Consider the following 19455-nt stretch of genomic DNA (forward strand, 5'->3'; position numbering starts at 1 on the left):
CCGATGCTCTCCTTCACCCTGAACGGCGCGGCCGTCACGCTCGACATGCCTGACGATGTCGCCCTGCTGCATGTGCTGCGCGGTCCGCTCGGCCTCTCCGGCCCCCGCTTCGGCTGCGGCAACGAGCAATGCGGCGCCTGCATGGTGCTGGTGGACGGCGAGCCGCGTTGCGCCTGCACGGTGCCCGCCGCCGCCGTCGCTGGCAAGGTGGTGGTGACGGTCGAGGGGCTCGGCACGCCGGAAGCACCGCATCCGCTGCAGGCGGCCTTCCTCGCCGAACAGGCGGGCCAATGCGGCTATTGCCTCTCCGGCATCCTCGTCAGCGCTGCGGCGTTGCTGGCGCGCAATCCGATGCCCGAGGAATCCGCGATCCGCGCGGCGCTCGAGCCGCATCTCTGCCGCTGCGGCAGCCACAATCGCATCCTCCGCGCCGTGGCACAGGCCGCGCGGGAAATGGCGTGATGCATCGTCTTCCAGGCAACCTGAACACCAACCGCCGCCTCTCCCAATGGCTGGCGATCCATCCCGAGGGGCGCGTCACCATTACGCCCGGCAAGGTGGAGCTGGGACAAGGAATCCTCACCACCCTCAGCCAGATCGCGGCGGAGGAGCTGGAGGTCGACCTCGCCCGCATCGAGGCGCGGCCGGCCGCGACGCCCGACAGCCCCGATGAGGGCGTCACCTCCGGCTCGCTCTCGACGCAGGACAGCGGCGGCGCGCTGCGCCATGCCTGCGCGGCGGCGCGGGCGATCTTCCTCGGCGTCATCGCGCAGCGTGTCGGCGTGCCGCCGGAGGCGATCCGCATCGAGGATGGCATCTTCCACGGCCCGGCCGGCCCGATCGGCAGCTACTGGTCGCTCGCCGACCAGGCGCTGCTGGATTGCGAGGCGCCGGCCGAAGCGCGACCCCGCGCGCCGGGCGAGCGGCGGATCGTCGGCCGCTCCGTCCCGCGGCTCGACCTGCCGGACAAGGTTTTCGGCGCCGCGCGCTACGTCCATGATCTGCGCCTGCCGGGAATGCTGCATGCGCGGGTGGTGCGGCCGCCAGCGCGGGGAGCGCGGCTCGTAGCGTTGCGCGACGGTCCCTTGCCGGACGACGCGCGGGTGGTGCGGGATGGCAGCTTCCTGGCCGTCCTCGCTGCCACGGAATGGCAGGCCGAGGCCGCCGCCACCCGTCTCGCCGCCCGCGCCGGGTGGGAAGCCGAGGACACGCTGCCCGAGCAGGCCCTTCTCATCGACTGGCTGCGCGAGGCCGCGGCACGCGGCGAGCGCAGCAGCGTCGCCAGCCGCGCCGAGCCGGCGCCGCCCGCCGCGCAGACGCTGCGCCGGAGTTTCCACCGGCCCTATCTGGCCCATGCCTCCATCGCCCCCTCCTGCGCCGTTGCACGATGGGATGGCGATGCCGTCGAGGTCTTCACCCACAGCCAAGGCCCCTACAACCTCCGTGCCGACCTGGCGAAGACGCTGCGCTGCGACCCGGCGTTGATTACCGTCCGCCACCGCGAGGGCGCTGGCTGCTACGGCCATAACGGTGCCGATGACGTGGCGCTCGATGCGGTACTTGCGGCCCGCGCCGCGCCCGGCACGCCCGTCCGCCTGCTCTGGTCGCGCGCGGAGGAACTGGGCTGGGCGCCCTTCTCCCCGGCCATGCTGGCCGATGTGGAGGCCGATCTCGATGCTGCGGGCAACCTCGTCGGTTGGCGCAGCCACATCGTCAGCAACGGCCATTCCAGCCGGCCGGGGCGCGACCCGGAGCCGACGCTGCTCTCGGCCTCCATGCTCGCCGCACCCTTTCCGGTGAAGCCGAGCATCAACCCGGCCATGGCGGCGGGCGGCGGGGCGCCGCGCAACGGGGTGCCGCTCTACCGCATCCCGGTGATGGGCGTGGAGACGACGCGGCTGCTGGACATGCCGATCCGCACTTCCGCGCTGCGCGGCCTCGGCGCCACGCTCAATGTTTGGTCGATCGAGAGCGTGATGGACGAAGCGGCGGCGCTGGCCGGCGCCGACCCGCTCGACTACCGCCTGCGCCATCTCGACGACCCGCGCGCCATCGCCGTGCTGCGGCGGGTGGCCGACCTCGCAGGTTGGGCCGGGCGGGTGCGACGCGAGGGCTTTGGCATGGGTATCGGCTTCGCCCGTTACAAGAACACCGGAGCCTGGGCCGCCGTCATCGCCGAGGTGGAAGCGTTGGACCGCATCCTCTGCCGCCGCCTCTGGATCGCCGGGGATGTGGGCGAGGCGGTGAACCCCGACGGCGTGCTGAACCAGCTCGAGGGCGGCGCCATCCACGGCGCCTCCGTAGCGCTGCTGGAGGAGGTGCGCTTCGACCGCCGCAGCGTCACCAGTGACCATTGGGAGGGCTACCCGATCCTCCGCTTCTCCGAGGTGCCGAAGGTGGACCTCGCCCTAATCGACCGGCCGGAGGAGGCCTTCCTCGGTGCCGGGGAGGCCAGCATGGCGCCAACCATCGCCGCCATCGCCGGCGGCATCACCGAGGCGCTCGGCATCCGGCCGCGCCAGCTTCCCTTCACCCCTGAGACCCTGGCCCGCGCATGAGCCGATTGACCCTCAGCCTCGCCTGCCACGCCTCCGACCGCACGCGGCCTCTCCTGGACGGGCGCGTCACCATCCCCGGCGTCGATCTCGTACCGCTGGTGGGCGAGCCGGAGGACATCTTCCGCCGTGCCCTGCGCGACAGGGCCTTCGACATCACCGAGCTGTCGATGGGCTCGCACATCGTCACCACGGCGCGGGGCGACAGCGCCTATGTCGGAGTGCCGGTCTTCCCGAGCCGGGCCTTCCGCCACTCGGCAATCTACATCCGCACAGATCGTGGCATCCGCAGCGCCGCCGACCTCGCCGGCCGCAGCATCGGCCTGCCGGAATACCAGCAGACCGCGGCGCTCTGGGTGCGCGGCATCCTGCGCGAGCATTACGGCGTCGATACGCGCGGTATCGCCTGGCGAACGGGAGGCGAGCGCATCGCCATCACCCTGCCACACGGATTCGACGTGCGGCCGCTCGGGCGTGACCCTGCCCTGGCGCTGGCCGAGGGCGCCATCGACGCGCTCATCGCCCCACGCCCGCCGAGCGGTCCCGGCATCGCCCGGCTCTACCCGGACTACAAGACAGAGGAGATCGCCTGGCACCGCGCTACCGGCTTCTTCCCCATCATGCATTGCATCGCCCTGCGGCGGGAGCTGGCGGAGCGGCATCCTTGGCTGCCGCTGGAGCTTCATCGCGCCTTCGCCAAAGCCCGCGACCTGGCGCTCGGCGAGCTGCAGCTGGTCAACGTGCTGCGCGCCTCGCTGCCCTGGATCGCCGCCGCCTATGAGGAGCAGGCGGCGATCATGGGCGGTGATCCATGGCCTTATGGCTTCGCCCGCAACCGCGAGGAGGTCGCGGCGATGATCCGCTTCGCCGTCGCCGACGGACTGGCGGCGAAGCCCATCGCGCCCGAGGCACTGTTCCACCCGAGCACGCTGGGAGAGAGCGCATGACCACGGCCAGCCTCGCCGAAGCGCTGTTCCACCCGCGCTCCATCGCCCTGATCGGCGCCAGCCCGGACTCGGCCAAGACGAACTCGCGCCCGCAGCGCATCCTCGCCAAGGCGGGCTATGCCGGGCGCATCCTGCCGATCAACCCCTCGCGCCGCGAGATCGGCGGGCTGCCGGCCTATCCTTCAGTGCGCGACGCGCCGGGGCCGGTCGATCATGCCCTGATCATGCTCCCGGCCGCCGCCGTGCCGGACGCCATCGAGGATTGCGTCGCTGCCGGCATCCCCGCCGCCACCATCTACAGCGCCGGCTTCGCCGAGATCGGCGAGGAAGGGCGTGCCTTGCAGGACCGCATCGTAGGCATCGCGCGGGCGGGCGGGATGCGGCTGGTCGGGCCGAACTGCCTCGGCTTGCTGAATGTCACGGATGCCATTCCCATCACCGTCAACGCGGCGGTGGAGGCGGAGCCGCTGCTGCCCGGCTGGCTCGGCATGGTCTCGCAGAGCGGCAGCATGATGGGCGCGCTGCTTTCGCGCTGCGCCGCGCGCGGTCTCGGCTTTTCGAAGCTCGCCTCGGTCGGCAACGAATGCGACCTCGGCGTCGGCGAGATCGCCGAGATCCTGGTCGAGGACGAGGCGACCCGGGCCATCCTCCTGTTCCTCGAGACCTTCCGCGATGCGGAGGCGCTGGCCCGCGCCGCCCATCGCGCCCATGCGCTCGGCAAGCCTGTCATCGCCTACAAGCTCGGTCGGTCGGAGCTCGGGCGGCGCATCGCCGTCTCGCATACCGGTGCGATGGTCGGCGGCGATGAGCTGGCGGCAGCCTTCTTCCGCGACCACGGCATCCTCCGCGTCGAGACGCTGGAGGGGCTGGTCGAGCTGCCGAGGCTTGTGCTCGGCCACAAGCCCGGCACCGGCGCGCGGCGGCGCGTCGCGGCGCTGACCGGCACCGGCGGCGGGGCGGGGATGATCGTCGACCGGCTCGGCCTGCTCGGCGACGAGGTGCCGGTGCCACCGGAGTCCTTCCGCGCCGCCCTCGCCGCGGAGGGCGTGCCCGTCTCCGACTCGCCGCTGATCGACCTGCCGATGGGCGGCACCAGGGGCCAGTACCCGGCGGCGCTGCGGGCGCTGCTGCGCTCCGGGCATTGCGATGCGGTCCTCGCCGTGCTCGGCAGCACCGCGCGGCTGAAGCCGGAGAGCCATGTGGAGGAGTTCATCCTCGCCGCCGGACCGGGGCCGAAGCCGCTCGCTGTCTTCTGCGCGCCGCAGGCGGATGGCGCGCTGGCCGTGCTCGACCGGGCCGGCATCGCCGGCTTCCGCACGCCCGAGAGCTGCGCCGATGCGCTGCATGCCTTCCTTGCCTGGCGGGCGCCGCGCTGCCGCCCGCCGGCGCCGGCGCAGTCGGTAAAAGGCCCGCGGGCGGTGCTTGCCGGACGCACCGCCGGGGTGCTGGACGAGGCGGAATCCTGCACCCTCTTCGCCGCCCTCGGCATTGAAGTGCCGAAGTTGCAATTGCTGCAATCGCCCGGGGAGTTCACCGGCGAGGGCCGCTACGCCGTGAAGATCCTCTCGCCCGACATCGCCCACAAGACCGATGCCGGCTTGGTTCGTCTGGGTCTCGAGGGTGAAGCGGCGGTGCGCGCGGCAGCGGCCGAGCTACTGGACCGCGCCCGCGGCCATTTCCCCGCGGCGCGGCTGCGCGGCGTGCTGGCGGCGCCGATGCAGCAGGGCCTCGCCGAGGTCATCCTCGGCTTCCGCCGCGACCCCGAGGTGGGGCCGGTCGTGGTGCTCGGCATGGGCGGCGTGATGGCGGAGCTGCGCCGCAGCTTCACCCTCCGCCTCGCTCCGGTCACCCCGGCCGAAGCGCAGGAGATGATCGAGGACCTGACCGAGCTGAAGCCGCTCGCCGGCTGGCGCAACCTGCCGCGTGGCGATCTCGGCGCGCTGGCGCGGGCCGTCGCCAGCTTCTCCGCGCTCGCCGCGCTGCCCGAGGTGCAGGAGGCGGAGATCAATCCGCTGCTGATACGCGCCGAGACAGAGGGCGGGGTCGTGGCGCTGGACGGGTTGGTGCGCCTGGGCTGAGCCATCGCGACAACGGCATGCCGTCACTTGGCCCGTAGATGGTTTGATCCACCGCACGGATACGGGAGGATCGATCCCAATGACGACCCTGACCATCAACGGCACGGAGCGGCGCTTCGAGGGCGACCCCGACATGCCCCTGCTCTGGTTCCTGCGTGACGAGCTCGGCCTCACCGGCACCAAATTCGGCTGCGGCCAGGCGCTCTGCGGCGCCTGCACCGTGCATGTCGACGGCAATGCCGTGCGCGCCTGCCAGACGCCGGTCTCCTCCATCGACGGCGCCAAGGTGACGACCATCGAGGGACTCTCGCCCGATGGTGAGCACCCGGTCCAGGTTGCATGGCGGACGCTCAACGTGGCGCAATGCGGCTATTGCCAGACCGGACAGATCATGCAGGCGGCCTCGCTGCTGAAGGACATCCCGGACCCGAGCGACGACGACATCGACACGGCGATGAGCGGCAATCTCTGCCGCTGCGGCACCTACCCGCGCATCCGCGCGGCGATCAAGCAGGCGGCGAAGGGGGGGCGGCCATGATCGTCAATCTCAGCCGGCGCGGCCTTCTGGGCGGGCTCGCCGCCGGCGGCCTCGTCCTTGGTATCGGCCTGCCACGCTCCGAGGCGCAACAGGCGGGCTTCGGTGCCGACGGCATGCCGAATGGCTGGCGTGACGACCCGCGCCTCTTCATTGCCGTCGCCGAGGACGGCATCGTCACCGTCACCTGCCACCGGCAGGAGATGGGGCAGGGGGTGCGGACCTCCATCCCCATGGTCGTCGCCGAGGAGCTGGAGGCCGACTGGTCGAAGGTCCGCGTCACCCAGGCGGATGGCGACGAGGGCCGGTTCGGCAATCAAGACACCGACGGCTCACGCAGCCTGCGGCACTTCTTCATGCCCATGCGCCGGGCCGGTGCCGCGGCGCGGACGATGCTGGAGGCGGCGGCGGCAAAGCAATGGGGCGTGCCCGTTGGCGAGGTTCGGGCGGCGAACCATCAGGTGCTGCACGAGAAGTCCGGCCGCTCGCTCGGATACGGCGCGCTGACGAAGGCGGCGGCCGACATGCCGGTGCCGGACCGCGCGACCGTCCGGCTGAAGGACCCGGCCAATTTCCGCCTGATCGGCAAGGAAGGCACGGAGCTTCTCGACAACCGCGACATCACCACCGGAAAGGCCATCTACGGCATCGATGCGCGGGCGGAAGGCATGCTCTACGCCGTCGTCGCCCGCCCGCCGGTCTTCGGCGGCAAGGTGACCTCCTTCGACGCGGCCGAGACCATGAAAGTGCCGGGCGTCGTCAAGGTTGTGGCCATCGACCCGCCGGCGATCCCCTCGGAGTTCCAGCCGCTCGGCGGCATCGCCGTCATCGCCCGCAACACCTGGGCGGCAATGCAGGGACGCGACAAGCTGAAGATCGCCTGGGATGACGGGCCGCATGCCGTCTATTCCTCCGACACCTACCGCGCTCAGCTGCAGGAGGCGGCGCGCAAGCCGGGCAAGGTCGTCCGCACCGCCGGCGACGTGGACCGCGCGATGGCCGGCGCGGCGAAGCGCGTCGAGGCGGAATACTACATCCCTCACCTCGCCCAGACGCCGCTGGAGCCGCCCGCCGCCCTGGTGCGCATTGTCGACGGACGCTGCGAGGCCTGGGCCTGCACCCAGGCGCCGCAGGCGACGCGGACACGCCTCGCCGAGCGGCTGAAGATGCCGGAGGACAAGGTCACGGTGCATGTGACGCTGCTCGGCGGCGGCTTCGGGCGGAAGTCGAAGCCCGACTTCGTGCTTGAGGCGGGGCTGTGCAGCCAGGCCATGGACGGCGCCCCGGTCAAGCTGACATGGACCCGCGAGGACGACCTGCATCACGGCTACTACCACACGGTCTCGGTTGAGCGGATCGAGGCGGGGCTGGATGCCGCCGGCAAGCCGGTCGCCTGGCTGCATCGGAGCGTGGCGCCGACCATCGGCTCCATCTTCGCGCCCGACCCGAAGCATGAGCTGCCGCTCGAACTCGGCATGGGGCTGGTCAACACGCCTTTCCTCCTCCCCAACATCCGGATCGAGAACCCCGAGGCGCAGGCGCATGCGCGGATCGGCTGGTTCCGATCCGTTTCCAACATCCCGCATGCCTTCGCCATCCAGTCCTTCGTCGCCGAGCTGGCGCATGCCGCGGGCAAGGATCCAAAGGACTACCTGCTGGAACTGATCGGCGCACCACGCGTCGTCGACCCGACCACGCTCGGCGATGTCTGGAACCATGGCGAGGACCCGAAGCGCTACCCGATCGACACCGGCCGTCTGCGCCGGGTGATCGAGACGGCAGCCGAGGGCATTGGCTGGGGCAGGGCGATGCCGCAAGGCAGCGGCCTCGGCATCGCCGGGCATTACAGCTTCGTCTCCTATGTTGCCGCCGCTGTCGAGGTGAAGCTCGGCAGCCGGGGCGAGCTGAGCTTCCCACGGGTTGACATCGCCATCGATTGCGGGCCGCAGGTGAACCCGGAGCGCATCCGCTCGCAGATGGAAGGCGCCGTCGTCATGGGTACCGGCCTCGCTCTCTCGGCCGAGGTCAGCTTCAAGGACGGGCGTGTGCAGCAGAACAATTTCGACGCCTATGAGCTGACGCGCATCGACAGCGCGCCGCGCGAGATCCATGTCCATCTGCTGCCCTCGCGCGACTACAACCAGCCGCTCGGCGGCGTCGGCGAGCCGGGGGTGCCGCCGGTTGCGCCGGCCATCGCCAATGCCGTCTTCGCCGCTTCGGGCAAGCGGATACGACAGCTGCCGATCCGGGATCAGGTGACGACATGAGGCCGGTACTGACCTTTCTTGGCCTGGCGATGCTCGCCGGGCCGGCCCTCGCCTCGCCCTGCACGGACCAGATCGCGGCGCTGGAGCGGCAGGTTTCCGGCGCCGGGGCTGAGGCGGCCGCCGCCTCCTCGGGTGGGCAGGGCGTCGCCGCAGCCCGCGAGAGCCAGGCGGTGCAGCCGCCCCCGGCGAACCAGCCCGCGCCGCCGAGCGGACCTTTCCAGTCTGCGCCGCGAGAAGCTCAGGCGACGCAACGCGCCGCCGAGGCCGGCGCAGGCGGCGATGGCGTGGTGCAGGCCAGGGCGAAGCTCAACGAGGCCCGCGACCAGGCCGGGCGCGGCGACGAGGCCGGCTGCCTCGCCAGCCTCGCCGAGGCGCGGCGGCAGGTGAATCGCTAGAGCAGCGGGCAGGGCAACCTCGACCGGAAAGGAAGCGGCTCCACCGGCCCCATCGACAGCGGCTGACGGCGACGTGACGCCCGGGCGCTGGCCCGCCGTGGCCATGCTCGTTAGTTTGCCCGCATGGCCTCCTCCCCTCCCGAACGACCCGATCCGACCTCCGAGGACAAGGTGGTGTCCGCAGCCACCCGTCGCGCGGAGATGCAACGAACGCGCTTCCGCGTCGCCGAGCAGCGCGCCCGCAGCGAGCAGGCTGGCGGCAAGCCGAGCGAGGACGAAGCGGCTCGCATGTTGGCCGAATTCTACGCCCGTGGCGGCCAGGTCACGGTGGTGCCGCCAGCGGAGGAAAGCGAGACCGAACTGAAGCGCTGAGTCGCCACGGCCCACTGTTGCTGCCGCCTAAAGTCGTCCTTGTCGCAGGTCGGTAGGCCGCTCGCCGGTTGCAGCAGGCCGCGGGCGACGAGGATCGGGAGCGGCTTTGCTCCACCGCGACGATCCGGCCGGCGTCGCCCGCTGCCCCGGTCAGCCCGTCGTAAGCCGCCAGCGCTCCCAGCCATTGCGCCGCAGCTCACAGGCCGGGCAGCTGCCGCAGCCATAGCCCCAGTCGTGCAGCTTGCTGCGGTCGCCGAGATAGCAGCTATGCGTATCCTCGCGGATCGCCTCGACCAGCGCCGCGCCGCCGAGCCGCGCCGCCAGCCCCCATGTCGCCGCCTTGTCGCGCCACATCAGCGGCGTGTGCAGCACGAATCGCCGCTCCATGCCGAGATTGATCGCCACCTGAAGCGCCTTCAGCGTGTCGTCGCGACAATCCGGGTAGCCGGAGTAGTCCGTCTCGCACATGCCGGCGACCAGGTGCTTCAGCCCGCGCCGATAGGCGAGCGCCGCGGCGAAGGTGAGGAAGAGAAGGTTGCGGCCGGGGACGAAGGTGTTCGGCAGCCCATCCGCCTGCATGGCGATCTCGGTATCCCGCGTCAGCGCGGTGTCAGAGACGGCGCGCAGCGCGTCGAGCGCCAGCAGATGGTCCTCGCCGAGCCTCGCCGCCCGGCCCGCATTCTCGCGCAGCAAGCGGACGCGGAATCCCTCCCGCACCTCCAGCTCCACCCGGTGCCGCTGCCCATAGTCGAAGCCGATGGTCTCGACATGGGCGAAGCGCTCCAGCGCCCAGGCGAGGCAGGTGGCGCTGTCCTGCCCGCCACTGAACAGGACGAGCGCCGCATCCTCCCGCATCATGCCGCCTCCAATCGCGTGGCCGCCCAGCGCGCCGCCTCCGCCACCACCGGGTCGGCATCTTCGGTGAGAGCCTGGGCCGTCGCGCGCAAGCCAGGCTCGCCGGAATTGCCGATCGCCACAAGCACGTTGCGAACGAAACGGTCCCGCCCGATGCGCTTCACCGGGCTCGCGGTGAAGAGCGCGCGGAAGCCGGCATCGTCCAGCATCGCCAGCTCGGCCAGGCGCGGCGCATCGAGCGAGGCGCGCGGGGCGAAGGCCGGCTCGCTATGGGCGCGGGCGAATTTGTTCCAGGGACAAACGGCGAGGCAGTCGTCGCAGCCGTAGATGCGGTTGCCCATTGGCGCGCGATGCTCCTCAGGGATCGGCCCGCGATGCTCGATGGTGAGGTAGCTGATGCAGCGCCGCGCATCGAGCCGCCGCGGGGCAGGGAAGGCGCGGGTCGGGCAGATTTCGAGGCAGGCGCTGCAACTCCCGCAGCGATCCTGTCCGGGCGGATCGGGCGGCAGGTCGAGCGTCGTGTAGATCTCGCCGAGGAAAAGCCAGGAGCCGTGCTGCCGGCTCACAAGGTTGGTGTGCTTGCCCTGCCAGCCGAGCCCGGCCTGCTGCGCCAGCGGCTTCTCCATCACCGGCGCGGTGTCGACGAAGACCTTCACCAGCGCCTCCGGCCAGCGCGCCACCATCCAGCGGGCGAGGGCCTTGAGGCGGGACTTCACTACGTCATGGTAGTCGCGGTTCTGCGCGTAGACGCTGATGGCGCCACGGTCGCGCCGTGCGAGCACCGCCAGCGGGTCCTCCGCCGGCGCATAGCTCATGCCGAGCGAGACGACGCTCACCGCCTCGGGCCAGAGCGCGCGCGGATGCGCCCGTTGTTCAGCGCGCGCCTCCATCCAGCCCATCGTGCCGTGCATGCCCTCGGTGAGGAAGCGGTTCAGCCGAGCGCGGGCCTCCTCCGGCAGGGTGGCGGTGGTGACGCCCAGGGCGTCGAAGCCGAGGCGCCCGGCCTCGGCGCGGATCAGATCGATGGTCACGCCGCGCTTCCCCTTCCTGCGCGCCGAGGAAATTCGCGGCGGAACTTCAGCCCCGCCCCCGATACCCCGGCACGCCCTGGTCCGGCACCCAGACGCCCTCCGGCGCCGGCCCCGTCGCGTAGAAGACATCGATCGGGATGCCGCCGCGCGGATACCAGTAGCCGCCGATGCGCAGCCATTCCGGCTCCAGCTCCTCAACCAGCCGCCGGGCGATGGCGACGGTGCAGGCCTCGTGGAAGGCGCCATGGTTGCGGAAGGCGCCGAGATAGAGCTTCAGCGACTTGCTCTCCACCAGCCAGCCGCGCGGCACGTAGTCGATCACCAGATGCGCGAAATCCGGCTGCCCGGTCAGCGGGCAGAGCGAGGTGAATTCAGGCGCCGCGAAGCGCACGACATAGCGCAGCCCCGGATGCGGGTTCGGCACGCGCTCGAGCCGTGCCTCCTCCGGGCTCACCGGCAGGCCAGCATTGCGGCCGAGCAGGGTCAGCCCGGTGGTGTCGGTGGTCGCCTCAGCCATCATTCTCCTCGCGCAGCGGGGCCCAGCCCGCCTCCAGCGCCGCCGCATGCTCGTCGAGGCGCCCCTCGCATATGGCGATGCGGAGCCCGCGCATCAAATCCTGGTAGTACTGGATGTTATGCCAAGTCAGCAGCATGGGCCCGAGCATCTCCTCGGCCTTGATGAGGTGGTGCAGGTAGGCCCTGGAATGCCGCGTACAGGCCGGGCAGCCGCAGGCCGGGTCGAGCGGCGAGGGGTCCTCGGCGTGGCGGGCATTGCGCAGGTTCAGCATGCCGCGGCTGGTATAGGCCCGTGCGGTCCGCCCGGAGCGGGTCGGGATCACGCAGTCGAACATGTCGATGCCGCGCCGGACCGCGCCGAGGATGTCGGCCGGGGTGCCGACGCCCATCAGGTAGCGCGGCGCCTCCTGCGGCAGCAGCGGCGTGGTGCAATCGAGCGTCGCAAACATCGCCGCCTGCCCCTCGCCGACCGCGAGTCCGCCCACCGCATAGCCCTCGAAGCCAATTTCCGTCAGTGCGGCGACGCTCTCGGCCCGAAGCGCCGGGTGCACCCCGCCCTGGACGATGCCGAACAGCCCATGTCCCTCCCGCGCCTCATAGGCTGCGCGCGACCGCTTCGCCCAACGCATGGACAGGCGCATCGAGGTGGCCACCTGCTCCTCCGTCGCTGGGAACGGCGTGCATTCATCGAAGCACATGGTCACGTCGGCGCCGAGCAGCCGCTGGATCTCGACGCTCCGCTCCGGCGTCAGCCGGTGCTTCGCCCCATCGACATGGCTGCGGAAGGTAACGCCCTCCTCGTCCATGGTGCGCAGACCCGCCAGGCTCATCACCTGGAAGCCGCCGCTATCGGTGAGGATCGGGCCGCGCCAGTCCATGAAACGATGCAAGCCGCCGAGCCTCGCCACCCGCTCTGCCCCGGGACGCAGCATCAGGTGGTAGGTATTGCCGAGCACCATCCGCGCGCCGGTCGCCCGCACCGCATCGGCGGTCATCGCCTTGACGGTGCCGGCGGTGCCGACCGGCATGAAGACCGGTGTCTCGACCGTGCCATGTGCGGTGTGCAGCACCCCGGCGCGCGCGGCGCCGTCGTGGGCGAGGGGGGTCCAGTGCAGGGTCATGGGGCCTCCTCGCGCGTCAGCAGGCTGCCATCGCCATAGCTGTAGAAACGGTAGCTAGCCGCGATCGCATGCTCATAGGCCGCCCGCATCCGCCCCGTGCCGGCGAAGGCCGCAACCAGCATGAAGAGCGTGCTTCGCGGCAGGTGGAAGTTCGTCAGCAGCAGGTCGGCGCCGCGGAAGCGATGGCCAGGCAGCAGGTAGATGTCGGTGAGCCCGCGGAACGGCCGGACCACGCCATCCTCGCCGACCGCCGTTTCCAGCAGCCGCAGCGCCGTCGTGCCGATGGCGACCACGCGCCCGCCCGCCGCCCGTGCGGCGTTGATGGCGGCCGCGGCCTCCTCCGTCACCTCGCCCCATTCGGGGTGGAGCTTGTGCTCGCGCGGGTCCTCGGCCCGCATCGGCAGGAAGGTCCCGGCGCCGACATGCAGCGTCACCACCGCCCGGCCGACCCCGCGCGCTGCGATCGCCTCCAGCAGCGCAGGGGTGAAATGCAGGCTTGCGGTCGGGGCGGCGACCGCGCCGGGGCGGGCGGCGAAGACGGTCTGGTAATCCTCCCGGTCCTCCGGCCGCGGCCCTTCCGGCCGAGCGATATAGGGCGGCAGCGGCACCTCGCCGGCGGCCTCGAGCGCCGCCGCCAGCGCCGCCTGGTCCGGGCCGAAATCGAGGAGCACCATGCCGCCCTCGCGCCGCTCGACGACGCGCGGGGCGAGGCCGGGCGCGCTCTCGATGGCGACCGCATCCCCCGGCCGCAGCCGCCGGGCATTGCGCACCAGCGCCTCCCAGAGGCCGCCGCCTTCAGCGCGGTTCAACATGATCTCGAGGGCGGCGTCCCCGCGTTTCCCGCGGAGCCGGGCCGGGATCACCCGCGTATCGTTGACGACCAGGATGTCGCCCGCGCGCAGCAGGCCAGGCAACTCGCGCATTACCCCATCCGCTAACCCTTCGGGCCCAACGACCAGCAGCCGCGCCGCGTCGCGCGGCCGGGCCGGCGCCTGGGCGATCAGCCGCTCGGGCAGGTCGAAGTCGAAATCCTCGGTGCGCATGGGCGGGGGCGGTAGCCCGGCGGCGCGCCAATGGCAACCGCGCCGCCTTCCGCTACTCGTGATGCTGCACTGCGCAACGGTTTCCGGGCTTGTGATGAAGATTGCGCATCGTTTCAGGCAGTCTCTTCCTCTCGCAAATGGGAGGCAGGGCGATGCGGCGCGCCAGCTTCGACGAGGTGCTCCTGGCGGTGAACCAGGCGGTGCTCGACCCGGCGCTATGGCCTGCCGCCCTGACCCGCGCAGCCGATCATGTCGGCGCGATCGGCGGCATGGTCACCCGCCACGGCTACGATCAGGGTGAGGCGTTCATGATCACCGGTCGGCTCGATACCGATCTCGGCAAGCTCTATCTCGAGCGGCATCTCGACGACGGCTATGCCCGCCGCATCCTGTGGCTCCCGGAAGGCGACCCGCTGCTGGCCAGCGCCCTGTGGCCCGTGGCCGAGGTCCGGCGCAGCGCACTCTATGCCGAGATCCTGCTGCCGCAGCGTATCGAGGACCATGTCATGCTGAACTACGCCGCCTGGGGCGGCGGGAGCGGCGGCGGCGGTTTCGCCTTCTGCCTTGATGCGCGGACGGCGGATGCGCCGGACGAGGCGCTGCGGCGTGTCACCCGCCTCGCCCCGCATCTCCGGCAGGCGCTCGATCTGGCCGGCGCGCTTCAGGCTAGCCGCGGCGCCGAGCGACGCCTTGCCGCCGCGCTCGATGCCGCGCCGCATGCCGTGCTGATGCTCGATGCCGGCGCACGCCTCCGCCATGCCAATGCCGCCGGCGAGGCGCTGCTGCGGCTAGCCGATGGCCTCCGGCTATTGCCCGAATCAGGCGGCCCAGGCCGGATTCTGGCTGCGCTGCCGGGCGAAACAGGCCGGCTGCACAAGCTCATTGGCCGCGCCATGGCGACCGGCCTCGGCGGGCGGATGCGCATCAGCCGCCCTACGGGCGAGCCGGGCTGGCCGGTGCTGGTGACGCCCTTGACGGACGAACCCGGCCATCCGGCCGTCGCCCTGCTGGCCGGCGGCCCCGATACCCCGCCGGGGCCCGAGATGCTGCGCGCCACCTTCGGCCTCACCCAGGCCGAGGCGCGGGTGCTGCACGGCATCGCCACCGGGGCCGGTGTGCCGGCGACGGCCGCCGCGCTCGGCCTCTCCCCCGAGACGGTACGGAGCCATCTCGCCCGCTGCTTCGACGCGACGGGTGCCCGCAGCCAGGCGGCGCTTGCCGCCCTGGTCGCCCGCCTGCCGCGGGTCAGCGGACCCGGCTGAAGGCCTCCGCCAGGAAGCCGGTCAGCACCTCCTCGGCGGCCTGCGTGGTCGGCCAGTCCGGATGGATGGGCGTACCGCCCGCCTTGGTCCAGCGCCGCATTCCCCCGGCGATCATATGGTCCCAGCCATAGGTCGCGCCTGGCATCCTTTGCACCTTGGCGCCGAGCCCGTCGCAGGCGCCCTCCCGTTCCTCCGCCCCGGGCAGCACCAGCAGGGCAGGGGCCTCAGGCGGCATTTCCTGCTCGGCGGCGAGCGCGGCGCAATCCGGGTAGAGCGCGGCGTGGGCGGCGAAGCCCGGCCTGCCGTCGCCGAGCGCCGCATGCACCGCCGCCCGCCCGCCCGGCCCGAGGCCAACGACGGCGATGCGGCGCGGGTCGATCCGCTCATCCGTCTGCAACGCCTCGTGCAGCGCCCGCATCATCCGGCCGAGGCGGAGCGGCGAAGGCGGCGGCGGCACCGCGGCGCCATCGGGAGAGAGCGGCTCGGGATCAACCTCGATGCCGACCCAGCCGCGCATCAGCATCGCCTCGGCGAGGCGCGCGGTACGGCCGTCGAGCCCAAGCTCGTCCGGCAGGACGATCACGGCCGGCAGGGCACGCCCAGGCTGCGGCGTCACCAGCATGAGGGCAATCCGATGGTCCCGTCCGTGCGGCATGGCGATCATCATGTCGAAACTGTCGGTCATCGGCTGAGCCACCGCCGGATCACCCTCGAGCAGCGGGGCGGACAGCAGTGCGGCGGCGGCAAGCCTGGCGAGATGGCGCATCGGGGTCCCTCCGAGGTGCGTCGGCATGACAGCGCCACCATGGCCCGTGCAGCCTCCCCCGAACGGGGGAGCCAACCTTCCCGTCTGCGTGAGCCGGAGGGCTTTCGTCACTGTTCCGCCCGCGGCTCCTCGGCTAGGAGTCCGGCCATGCGCCTTTTCATTCCGCTCCTCCTGTCGCTTCTCCTCCCGGCCGCCGCCCCCGCCGCGGCCGAGCCGCTCCGCTTCGCCGCCTTCGGTGACATGCCCTATTGCAACCGCGGCGGCGCCGAGGCTTGCGCGGCCGAACTGGCGCGGGTGGAACAGCTGACGGAGGCGATCAACGCCGCGCGCCCCGCCTTCAGCATCTTCCTCGGCGACACCAAGGCGGGCGGCGAGGCCTGCTCGGATGCGATCATCCTCGATCGCACCGCCGCCTGGTTCAACCGCATCCGCGGCCCGCTGGTCTATACGCCGGGCGACAACGAATGGACCGATTGCTGGCAGCCGCGCGCCGGCGGCTTCGACCCGGTCGAGCGGCTGGGCCTGCTGCGCGCCCGCTTCTTCAGCGCGCCGGTGAGCCTCGGCCAGGCGCCGATGCCGCTGCGCCGCCAGTCCGATCTCGATCCCGGCTTCCGCGCCTATCCCGAGAATGCCCGGTGGGAGCGGGACGGCATCACCTTCCTGACCCTGCATGTGCCTGGCTCCGACAACAACCGGCCGCAGGACGGCCGGCCCGGCACGCCGCCCGGTGCCGCACAGGAGTACCCGGCGCGCAACGCGGCCAATCTCGCCTGGCTGCGCCAGGGCTTCGCCGCCGCGCGGGCGTCTGGCAGCCGCGCCGTCGTCGTCGCCATGCAGGCTGACATGTACTTCCGTGACCGCTGCGGCCGCGGCGCCGTCGCCGGCCATGTGGACACGCGCAACGCCCTCGCGGCGGCGGCGCGCGACTTCGGCCGGCCGGTGCTCCTGCTGCATGGCGACGGCCACTTCTGGCTGCGTGACAACCCGATGCCGGAGGCGCCGAACCTCACCCGAGTCATGGTTCCCGGCGACGGCGACACCCGCGCTGTCGTGGTGACGATCGACCCGGCGGCGAGCGAGCCCTATCGCTTCGAGATCGTCGGCCCCGCCGATCGCATCGCCGCGCCCGGCTGCGACTAGGCTGCGGTAGCCATGATCCCCGGTCACAGGATCGGGGATCGTGACGGAAGCGGGTAACCTTGGGCTCCCGCGCGGCGAAGACACCGGCGCAACCGGCCGGAGCCGTCCGCCGTGTCGAAACTTCTCGTCCTCCGCCTCTTCGTCTGGGCCGCCGCGCTCTGGACCGCCGGCTAATTCCTCTGGTTCGAGCAGTACAAGCTCACCTGGCGGCGGGCCGGAACAGCCTCAACGTCCTCTGCCTCGACCTCTTCTTCTCCTATGCGGCGGCGAGCCTGTTCCGCGCCTTCCCCAGCGCTGTCCCCTGGCTCGACCTGCCGCTGGTTGGCGGCGGGGCGCTGCTGGTGATGGCCATCGTCTGGATGGCAGAGCGCCGGCGGCAGCAAGCGGCAGCGGCGGCGCTCTGAACGCTTGCCCTCGGGCGGGAGAAGCCTACCATCCGCGCTTCACCGTCGAAGGAGCAGGCCGATGCCGCTGGAATCCCTCCCCGCCGAGGACCTCTCGCTCGCCGACCAGCGCTGGCAGGCGCGCGTCGACCTCGCCGCCGCGCATCGCCTCGCCGTCATGCACGGCTTCAACGAAGGCATCTTCAACCACCTCACCCTCCGTGTGCCCGGCACCGACGACCGCTACTATCAGATCCCCTTCGGCCTCCATTGGTCCGAGGTGACGGCGAGCTGTTTCATGGAGATCGCCTATGACGGCACGCGCCTCTCAGGCGAGGGCGAGATCGAGCGCTCCGCCTATTGCATCCATGCGCCGATGCACCGGCTGCTGCCGAATGCCGCCGCCGTCTTCCACACCCACATGCCCTTCGCCAGCGCCCTGTCGCGCCTCGAGGACCCGAGCATCCTGCCGATCGGCCAAACCGAACTCGGCACCATGCTGAACACCGCCTACGACCTGACCTATACCGGCCTCGCCTACGACCCGGCCGAGGGCGAGCGGCTGGCCGGCGTCGTCGGCGACAAGACCATCCTCATCATGGCCAACCACGGCGTCGCCACCGTCGGCCGCACCGTCGCCGAGGCCTACGACCGGCTCTACTACATCGAGCGCGTGGCGCAGGTGCAGCTCTACGCCATGTGGACGGGCAAGCCGCTCCGCCACCTGCCGCAGCCCGTCATCGACGGCACCATCGCCGCCTTCCGCGAGAACTCCACCAAGTATGGCGGCCGCTCCAACGCCGACTGGCACTTCTCCGCGCTGAAGCGGATCCTCGACCGGCGCGAGTCCGACTACAAGGAATGAGCCTTGGGTGACCGAAGCTTCAGCGCCGTCACGCAGCCGTGCTGATCCTTCGCCGCGATGAATGCCTAGATTCAGGAGGCGGCGGACAACGCCGCCCAGCAAGGCATCCGCCCATGCAAACCAACAAGCCACACCCCTATCTCGACGCCTTCATCGCCAGCCTGGTGCCGCGCCGGACGGCGCTCGACCACATGAAGGACCCGCCGGCCCCAAACCTGCTGCCCCTGCCGCCCGGCTCGCCCGAGGCGGAGCATGTGCGCGACCTGCTGCTCGGCGCCGACCATGACCTGCGCGACGACCACGCCAAGGCCGGCGCCGTCAACCTGTCGTTGGCCGAGGCGCATCTCCGCCGCCTCATCGCCGAGAAGGGGCTGACCCCGCCGCTCGAAGCCGCGACCAGCGGCCTCCGCGCCGCGCAGGAAGAGCTGGCCGCCGGCCATACCTCCCGCGCCCTCTCGGCCCTCGCCGACGCCATCCGCGCCGTCTGCGCCGGGCGCTGAACCACGGACCTTGCCGGGCGGGTGGCTTTCGCCTCCCATGCCCGGCATGGATCCCGTCGATACCCTCCTGACCGAAGCCCGCCTGCCGGATGGCCGCACCGGCATGGCCGTCGCCTGCGCCGGCGGCCGCATCGCCGCTATCCTGTCCCCCGGCATCCCGCTGCCCCCGGCCGCGGCGACCCATGCGCTCGGCGGCCAGCTCCTCCTCTCGGGATTGACCGACGGGCACCTCCACCTCGACAAGACGCTGATGGGCCTGCCCTGGATGCCCCATGCCGCCGGCCCCACCCGCGCCAGCCGCATCGAGACCGACCAGCGCCTGATGCCCCACCTGCCGCTGCCCCCCGCCGAGCGCGCGAGCAACCTCATCCGCCGCTGCGTCGCCCACGGCACGGCGCTGATCCGCACCCATGCCGACATCACGCCCACCTTCGGCCTCTCCATGCTTGAGGGCATCCTGGAGGCCAAGGCCCGCCATGCCGGCGAGGTCCGCATCCAGACGGCTCTGTTGCACAAATGGCCTGAGGGGGATTCATCTCGTGAATCCAGCGTGATAGCTGGACGGCATGAGCAGACCGACACCGCCGACTTACAAGACCAGGAACTGGCCTGCCTACAGCGACGGGCTCAAGCGACGCGGCTCGCTAACGATCTGGCTCGATCTCGAGATGACCTGGGAAGCCGCGCCGACCGGTAAACGGGGCCGACAGCCCCTCTATAGCGATGCTGCTGTCCAGACCTGCCTGACCATGAAGGTGCTGTTCGGCATGGCGCTGCGCCAGACGACTGGCTTCGTCGAGAGCCTCCTGCGGCTGACCGGCCTT

20 protein-coding genes are annotated in these 19455 nt (G+C 71.4%); 14 read left to right on the forward strand and 6 right to left on the reverse strand.

Annotated elements, in window-relative coordinates:
- Nucleotides 1-3: 3 nt before the first annotated feature.
- The 8 genes from EP26_RS04930 (at nt 4) to EP26_RS34640 (ending at nt 9149) form a co-directional block, all read left to right on the forward strand.
- Nucleotides 4-462: a (2Fe-2S)-binding protein gene (locus EP26_RS04930; protein ID WP_043336439.1), complete on the forward strand. Its 459-nt coding sequence runs from the start codon at nt 4-6 to the stop codon at nt 460-462.
- Nucleotides 462-2558: a xanthine dehydrogenase family protein molybdopterin-binding subunit gene (locus tag EP26_RS04935; protein ID WP_043336441.1), complete on the forward strand. Its 2097-nt coding sequence runs from the start codon at nt 462-464 to the stop codon at nt 2556-2558. The genes EP26_RS04930 and EP26_RS04935 overlap by 1 nt, the downstream gene beginning before the upstream one ends.
- The gene (locus EP26_RS04940; RefSeq protein WP_043336442.1) at nt 2555-3502 is read left to right on the forward strand and encodes a substrate-binding domain-containing protein; all 948 of its coding nucleotides are present in this window, start codon (nt 2555-2557) and stop codon (nt 3500-3502) included. Before EP26_RS04935 ends, EP26_RS04940 begins: the two co-directional genes overlap by 4 nt.
- On the forward strand, nt 3499-5580 hold the full coding sequence (locus EP26_RS04945) for an acetate--CoA ligase family protein (protein WP_043336445.1): 2082 nt from the start codon (nt 3499-3501) through the stop codon (nt 5578-5580). The genes EP26_RS04940 and EP26_RS04945 overlap by 4 nt, the downstream gene beginning before the upstream one ends.
- Nucleotides 5581-5659: 79 nt before the next feature.
- Complete coding sequence (locus tag EP26_RS04950; protein ID WP_043336559.1) at nt 5660-6118, forward strand: (2Fe-2S)-binding protein; 459 nt, start codon at nt 5660-5662, stop codon at nt 6116-6118.
- Nucleotides 6115-8382 (forward strand): xanthine dehydrogenase family protein molybdopterin-binding subunit, encoded by a 2268-nt coding sequence (locus EP26_RS04955; protein WP_052388805.1) that lies wholly within the window; start codon nt 6115-6117, stop codon nt 8380-8382. Before EP26_RS04950 ends, EP26_RS04955 begins: the two co-directional genes overlap by 4 nt.
- Nucleotides 8379-8777 (forward strand): hypothetical protein, encoded by a 399-nt coding sequence (locus EP26_RS04960; RefSeq protein ID WP_043336447.1) that lies wholly within the window; start codon nt 8379-8381, stop codon nt 8775-8777. The genes EP26_RS04955 and EP26_RS04960 overlap by 4 nt, the downstream gene beginning before the upstream one ends.
- Nucleotides 8778-8951: 174 nt before the next feature.
- Entirely contained in the window at nt 8952-9149 is a 198-nt protein-coding gene (locus EP26_RS34640; protein ID WP_157033404.1) for a hypothetical protein, read from the forward strand.
- Between the two features lie 150 nt (nt 9150-9299).
- Here the strand turns inward: EP26_RS34640 and queC are convergent, their stop codons facing one another.
- The 5 genes from queC to queA are packed head-to-tail and all read right to left on the reverse strand — an operon-like array spanning nt 9300 to nt 13715.
- Nucleotides 9300-10004 (reverse strand): 7-cyano-7-deazaguanine synthase QueC, encoded by a 705-nt coding sequence (queC, locus tag EP26_RS04965; RefSeq protein ID WP_043336449.1) that lies wholly within the window; start codon nt 10002-10004, stop codon nt 9300-9302.
- The gene (gene queG, locus EP26_RS04970; protein WP_043336452.1) at nt 10004-11035 is read right to left on the reverse strand and encodes a tRNA epoxyqueuosine(34) reductase QueG; all 1032 of its coding nucleotides are present in this window, start codon (nt 11033-11035) and stop codon (nt 10004-10006) included. The genes queC and queG overlap by 1 nt, the downstream gene beginning before the upstream one ends.
- A gap of 46 nt (nt 11036-11081) precedes the next feature.
- Nucleotides 11082-11552, reverse strand: coding sequence for a preQ(1) synthase (gene queF / locus EP26_RS04975; protein ID WP_043336453.1), 471 nt, complete (start codon nt 11550-11552; stop codon nt 11082-11084).
- The gene (gene tgt / locus EP26_RS04980) at nt 11545-12672 is read right to left on the reverse strand and encodes a tRNA guanosine(34) transglycosylase Tgt (RefSeq protein WP_043336455.1); all 1128 of its coding nucleotides are present in this window, start codon (nt 12670-12672) and stop codon (nt 11545-11547) included. Before tgt ends, queF begins: the two co-directional genes overlap by 8 nt.
- A complete protein-coding gene (gene queA / locus EP26_RS04985) occupies nt 12669-13715 on the reverse strand; it encodes a tRNA preQ1(34) S-adenosylmethionine ribosyltransferase-isomerase QueA (protein ID WP_043336458.1) in 1047 nt (348 codons plus the stop codon). The genes tgt and queA overlap by 4 nt, the downstream gene beginning before the upstream one ends.
- A gap of 152 nt (nt 13716-13867) precedes the next feature.
- Between queA and EP26_RS31650 the strand changes: the two genes are divergently transcribed.
- Nucleotides 13868-14977 (forward strand): helix-turn-helix transcriptional regulator, encoded by a 1110-nt coding sequence (locus EP26_RS31650; RefSeq protein ID WP_052388807.1) that lies wholly within the window; start codon nt 13868-13870, stop codon nt 14975-14977.
- Here the strand turns inward: EP26_RS31650 and EP26_RS05005 are convergent.
- Nucleotides 14961-15743, reverse strand: a complete 783-nt coding sequence (locus EP26_RS05005) for a dienelactone hydrolase family protein (RefSeq protein ID WP_043336467.1) — start codon at nt 15741-15743, stop codon at nt 14961-14963. The genes EP26_RS31650 and EP26_RS05005 overlap by 17 nt on opposite strands.
- Before the next feature lie 147 nt (nt 15744-15890).
- On the opposite strand from EP26_RS05005, the gene EP26_RS05010 reads away from it, so the two are divergent.
- The 5 genes from EP26_RS05010 to EP26_RS32940 form a co-directional block, all read left to right on the forward strand.
- Nucleotides 15891-16883 carry a hypothetical protein gene (locus tag EP26_RS05010; protein WP_052388808.1) on the forward strand — a complete coding sequence of 331 codons (993 nt, stop codon included), beginning with the start codon at nt 15891-15893 and terminating at the stop codon, nt 16881-16883.
- A 59-nt stretch (nt 16884-16942) separates the two neighbouring features.
- Nucleotides 16943-17287 (forward strand): hypothetical protein, encoded by a 345-nt coding sequence (locus tag EP26_RS05015; RefSeq protein ID WP_043336468.1) that lies wholly within the window; start codon nt 16943-16945, stop codon nt 17285-17287.
- 61 nt (nt 17288-17348) lie between these two features.
- Nucleotides 17349-18131 (forward strand): class II aldolase/adducin family protein, encoded by a 783-nt coding sequence (locus tag EP26_RS05020; protein ID WP_043336469.1) that lies wholly within the window; start codon nt 17349-17351, stop codon nt 18129-18131.
- 113 nt (nt 18132-18244) lie between these two features.
- Nucleotides 18245-18631 (forward strand): hypothetical protein, encoded by a 387-nt coding sequence (locus EP26_RS05025; RefSeq protein WP_043336471.1) that lies wholly within the window; start codon nt 18245-18247, stop codon nt 18629-18631.
- A 566-nt stretch (nt 18632-19197) separates the two neighbouring features.
- A partial coding sequence (locus EP26_RS32940) for an IS5/IS1182 family transposase (protein ID WP_043336566.1) occupies nt 19198-19455 on the forward strand: 258 nt, incomplete at its 3' end.

This window comes from Belnapia moabensis DSM 16746 (assembly GCF_000745835.1).
In the GTDB taxonomy this organism is placed as follows: Bacteria; Pseudomonadota; Alphaproteobacteria; order Acetobacterales; family Acetobacteraceae; genus Belnapia; species Belnapia moabensis.

Excerpts from the sequence above, each read along its gene's own strand:
- EP26_RS04940 (WP_043336442.1), top strand. The coding sequence starts at position 2,555 with ATGAGCCGATTGACCCTCAGCCTCGCCTGCCACGCCTCCGACCGCACG.
- EP26_RS04930 (WP_043336439.1), top strand. The coding sequence starts at position 4 with ATGCTCTCCTTCACCCTGAACGGCGCGGCCGTCACGCTCGACATGCCT.
- EP26_RS04955 (WP_052388805.1), top strand. The coding sequence starts at position 6,115 with ATGATCGTCAATCTCAGCCGGCGCGGCCTTCTGGGCGGGCTCGCCGCC.
- EP26_RS04950 (WP_043336559.1), top strand. The coding sequence starts at position 5,660 with ATGACGACCCTGACCATCAACGGCACGGAGCGGCGCTTCGAGGGCGAC.
- queC (WP_043336449.1), bottom strand. The coding sequence starts at position 10,004 with ATGCGGGAGGATGCGGCGCTCGTCCTGTTCAGTGGCGGGCAGGACAGC.
- EP26_RS04945 (WP_043336445.1), top strand. The coding sequence starts at position 3,499 with ATGACCACGGCCAGCCTCGCCGAAGCGCTGTTCCACCCGCGCTCCATC.
- EP26_RS05020 (WP_043336469.1), top strand. The coding sequence starts at position 17,349 with ATGCCGCTGGAATCCCTCCCCGCCGAGGACCTCTCGCTCGCCGACCAG.
- EP26_RS05025 (WP_043336471.1), top strand. The coding sequence starts at position 18,245 with ATGCAAACCAACAAGCCACACCCCTATCTCGACGCCTTCATCGCCAGC.
- queA (WP_043336458.1), bottom strand. The coding sequence starts at position 13,715 with ATGCGCACCGAGGATTTCGACTTCGACCTGCCCGAGCGGCTGATCGCC.
- EP26_RS04935 (WP_043336441.1), top strand. The coding sequence starts at position 462 with ATGCATCGTCTTCCAGGCAACCTGAACACCAACCGCCGCCTCTCCCAA.
- EP26_RS05005 (WP_043336467.1), bottom strand. The coding sequence starts at position 15,743 with ATGCGCCATCTCGCCAGGCTTGCCGCCGCCGCACTGCTGTCCGCCCCG.
- queF (WP_043336453.1), bottom strand. The coding sequence starts at position 11,552 with ATGGCTGAGGCGACCACCGACACCACCGGGCTGACCCTGCTCGGCCGC.
- EP26_RS05010 (WP_052388808.1), top strand. The coding sequence starts at position 15,891 with ATGCGCCTTTTCATTCCGCTCCTCCTGTCGCTTCTCCTCCCGGCCGCC.
- EP26_RS31650 (WP_052388807.1), top strand. The coding sequence starts at position 13,868 with ATGCGGCGCGCCAGCTTCGACGAGGTGCTCCTGGCGGTGAACCAGGCG.
- tgt (WP_043336455.1), bottom strand. The coding sequence starts at position 12,672 with ATGACCCTGCACTGGACCCCCCTCGCCCACGACGGCGCCGCGCGCGCC.
- EP26_RS04960 (WP_043336447.1), top strand. The coding sequence starts at position 8,379 with ATGAGGCCGGTACTGACCTTTCTTGGCCTGGCGATGCTCGCCGGGCCG.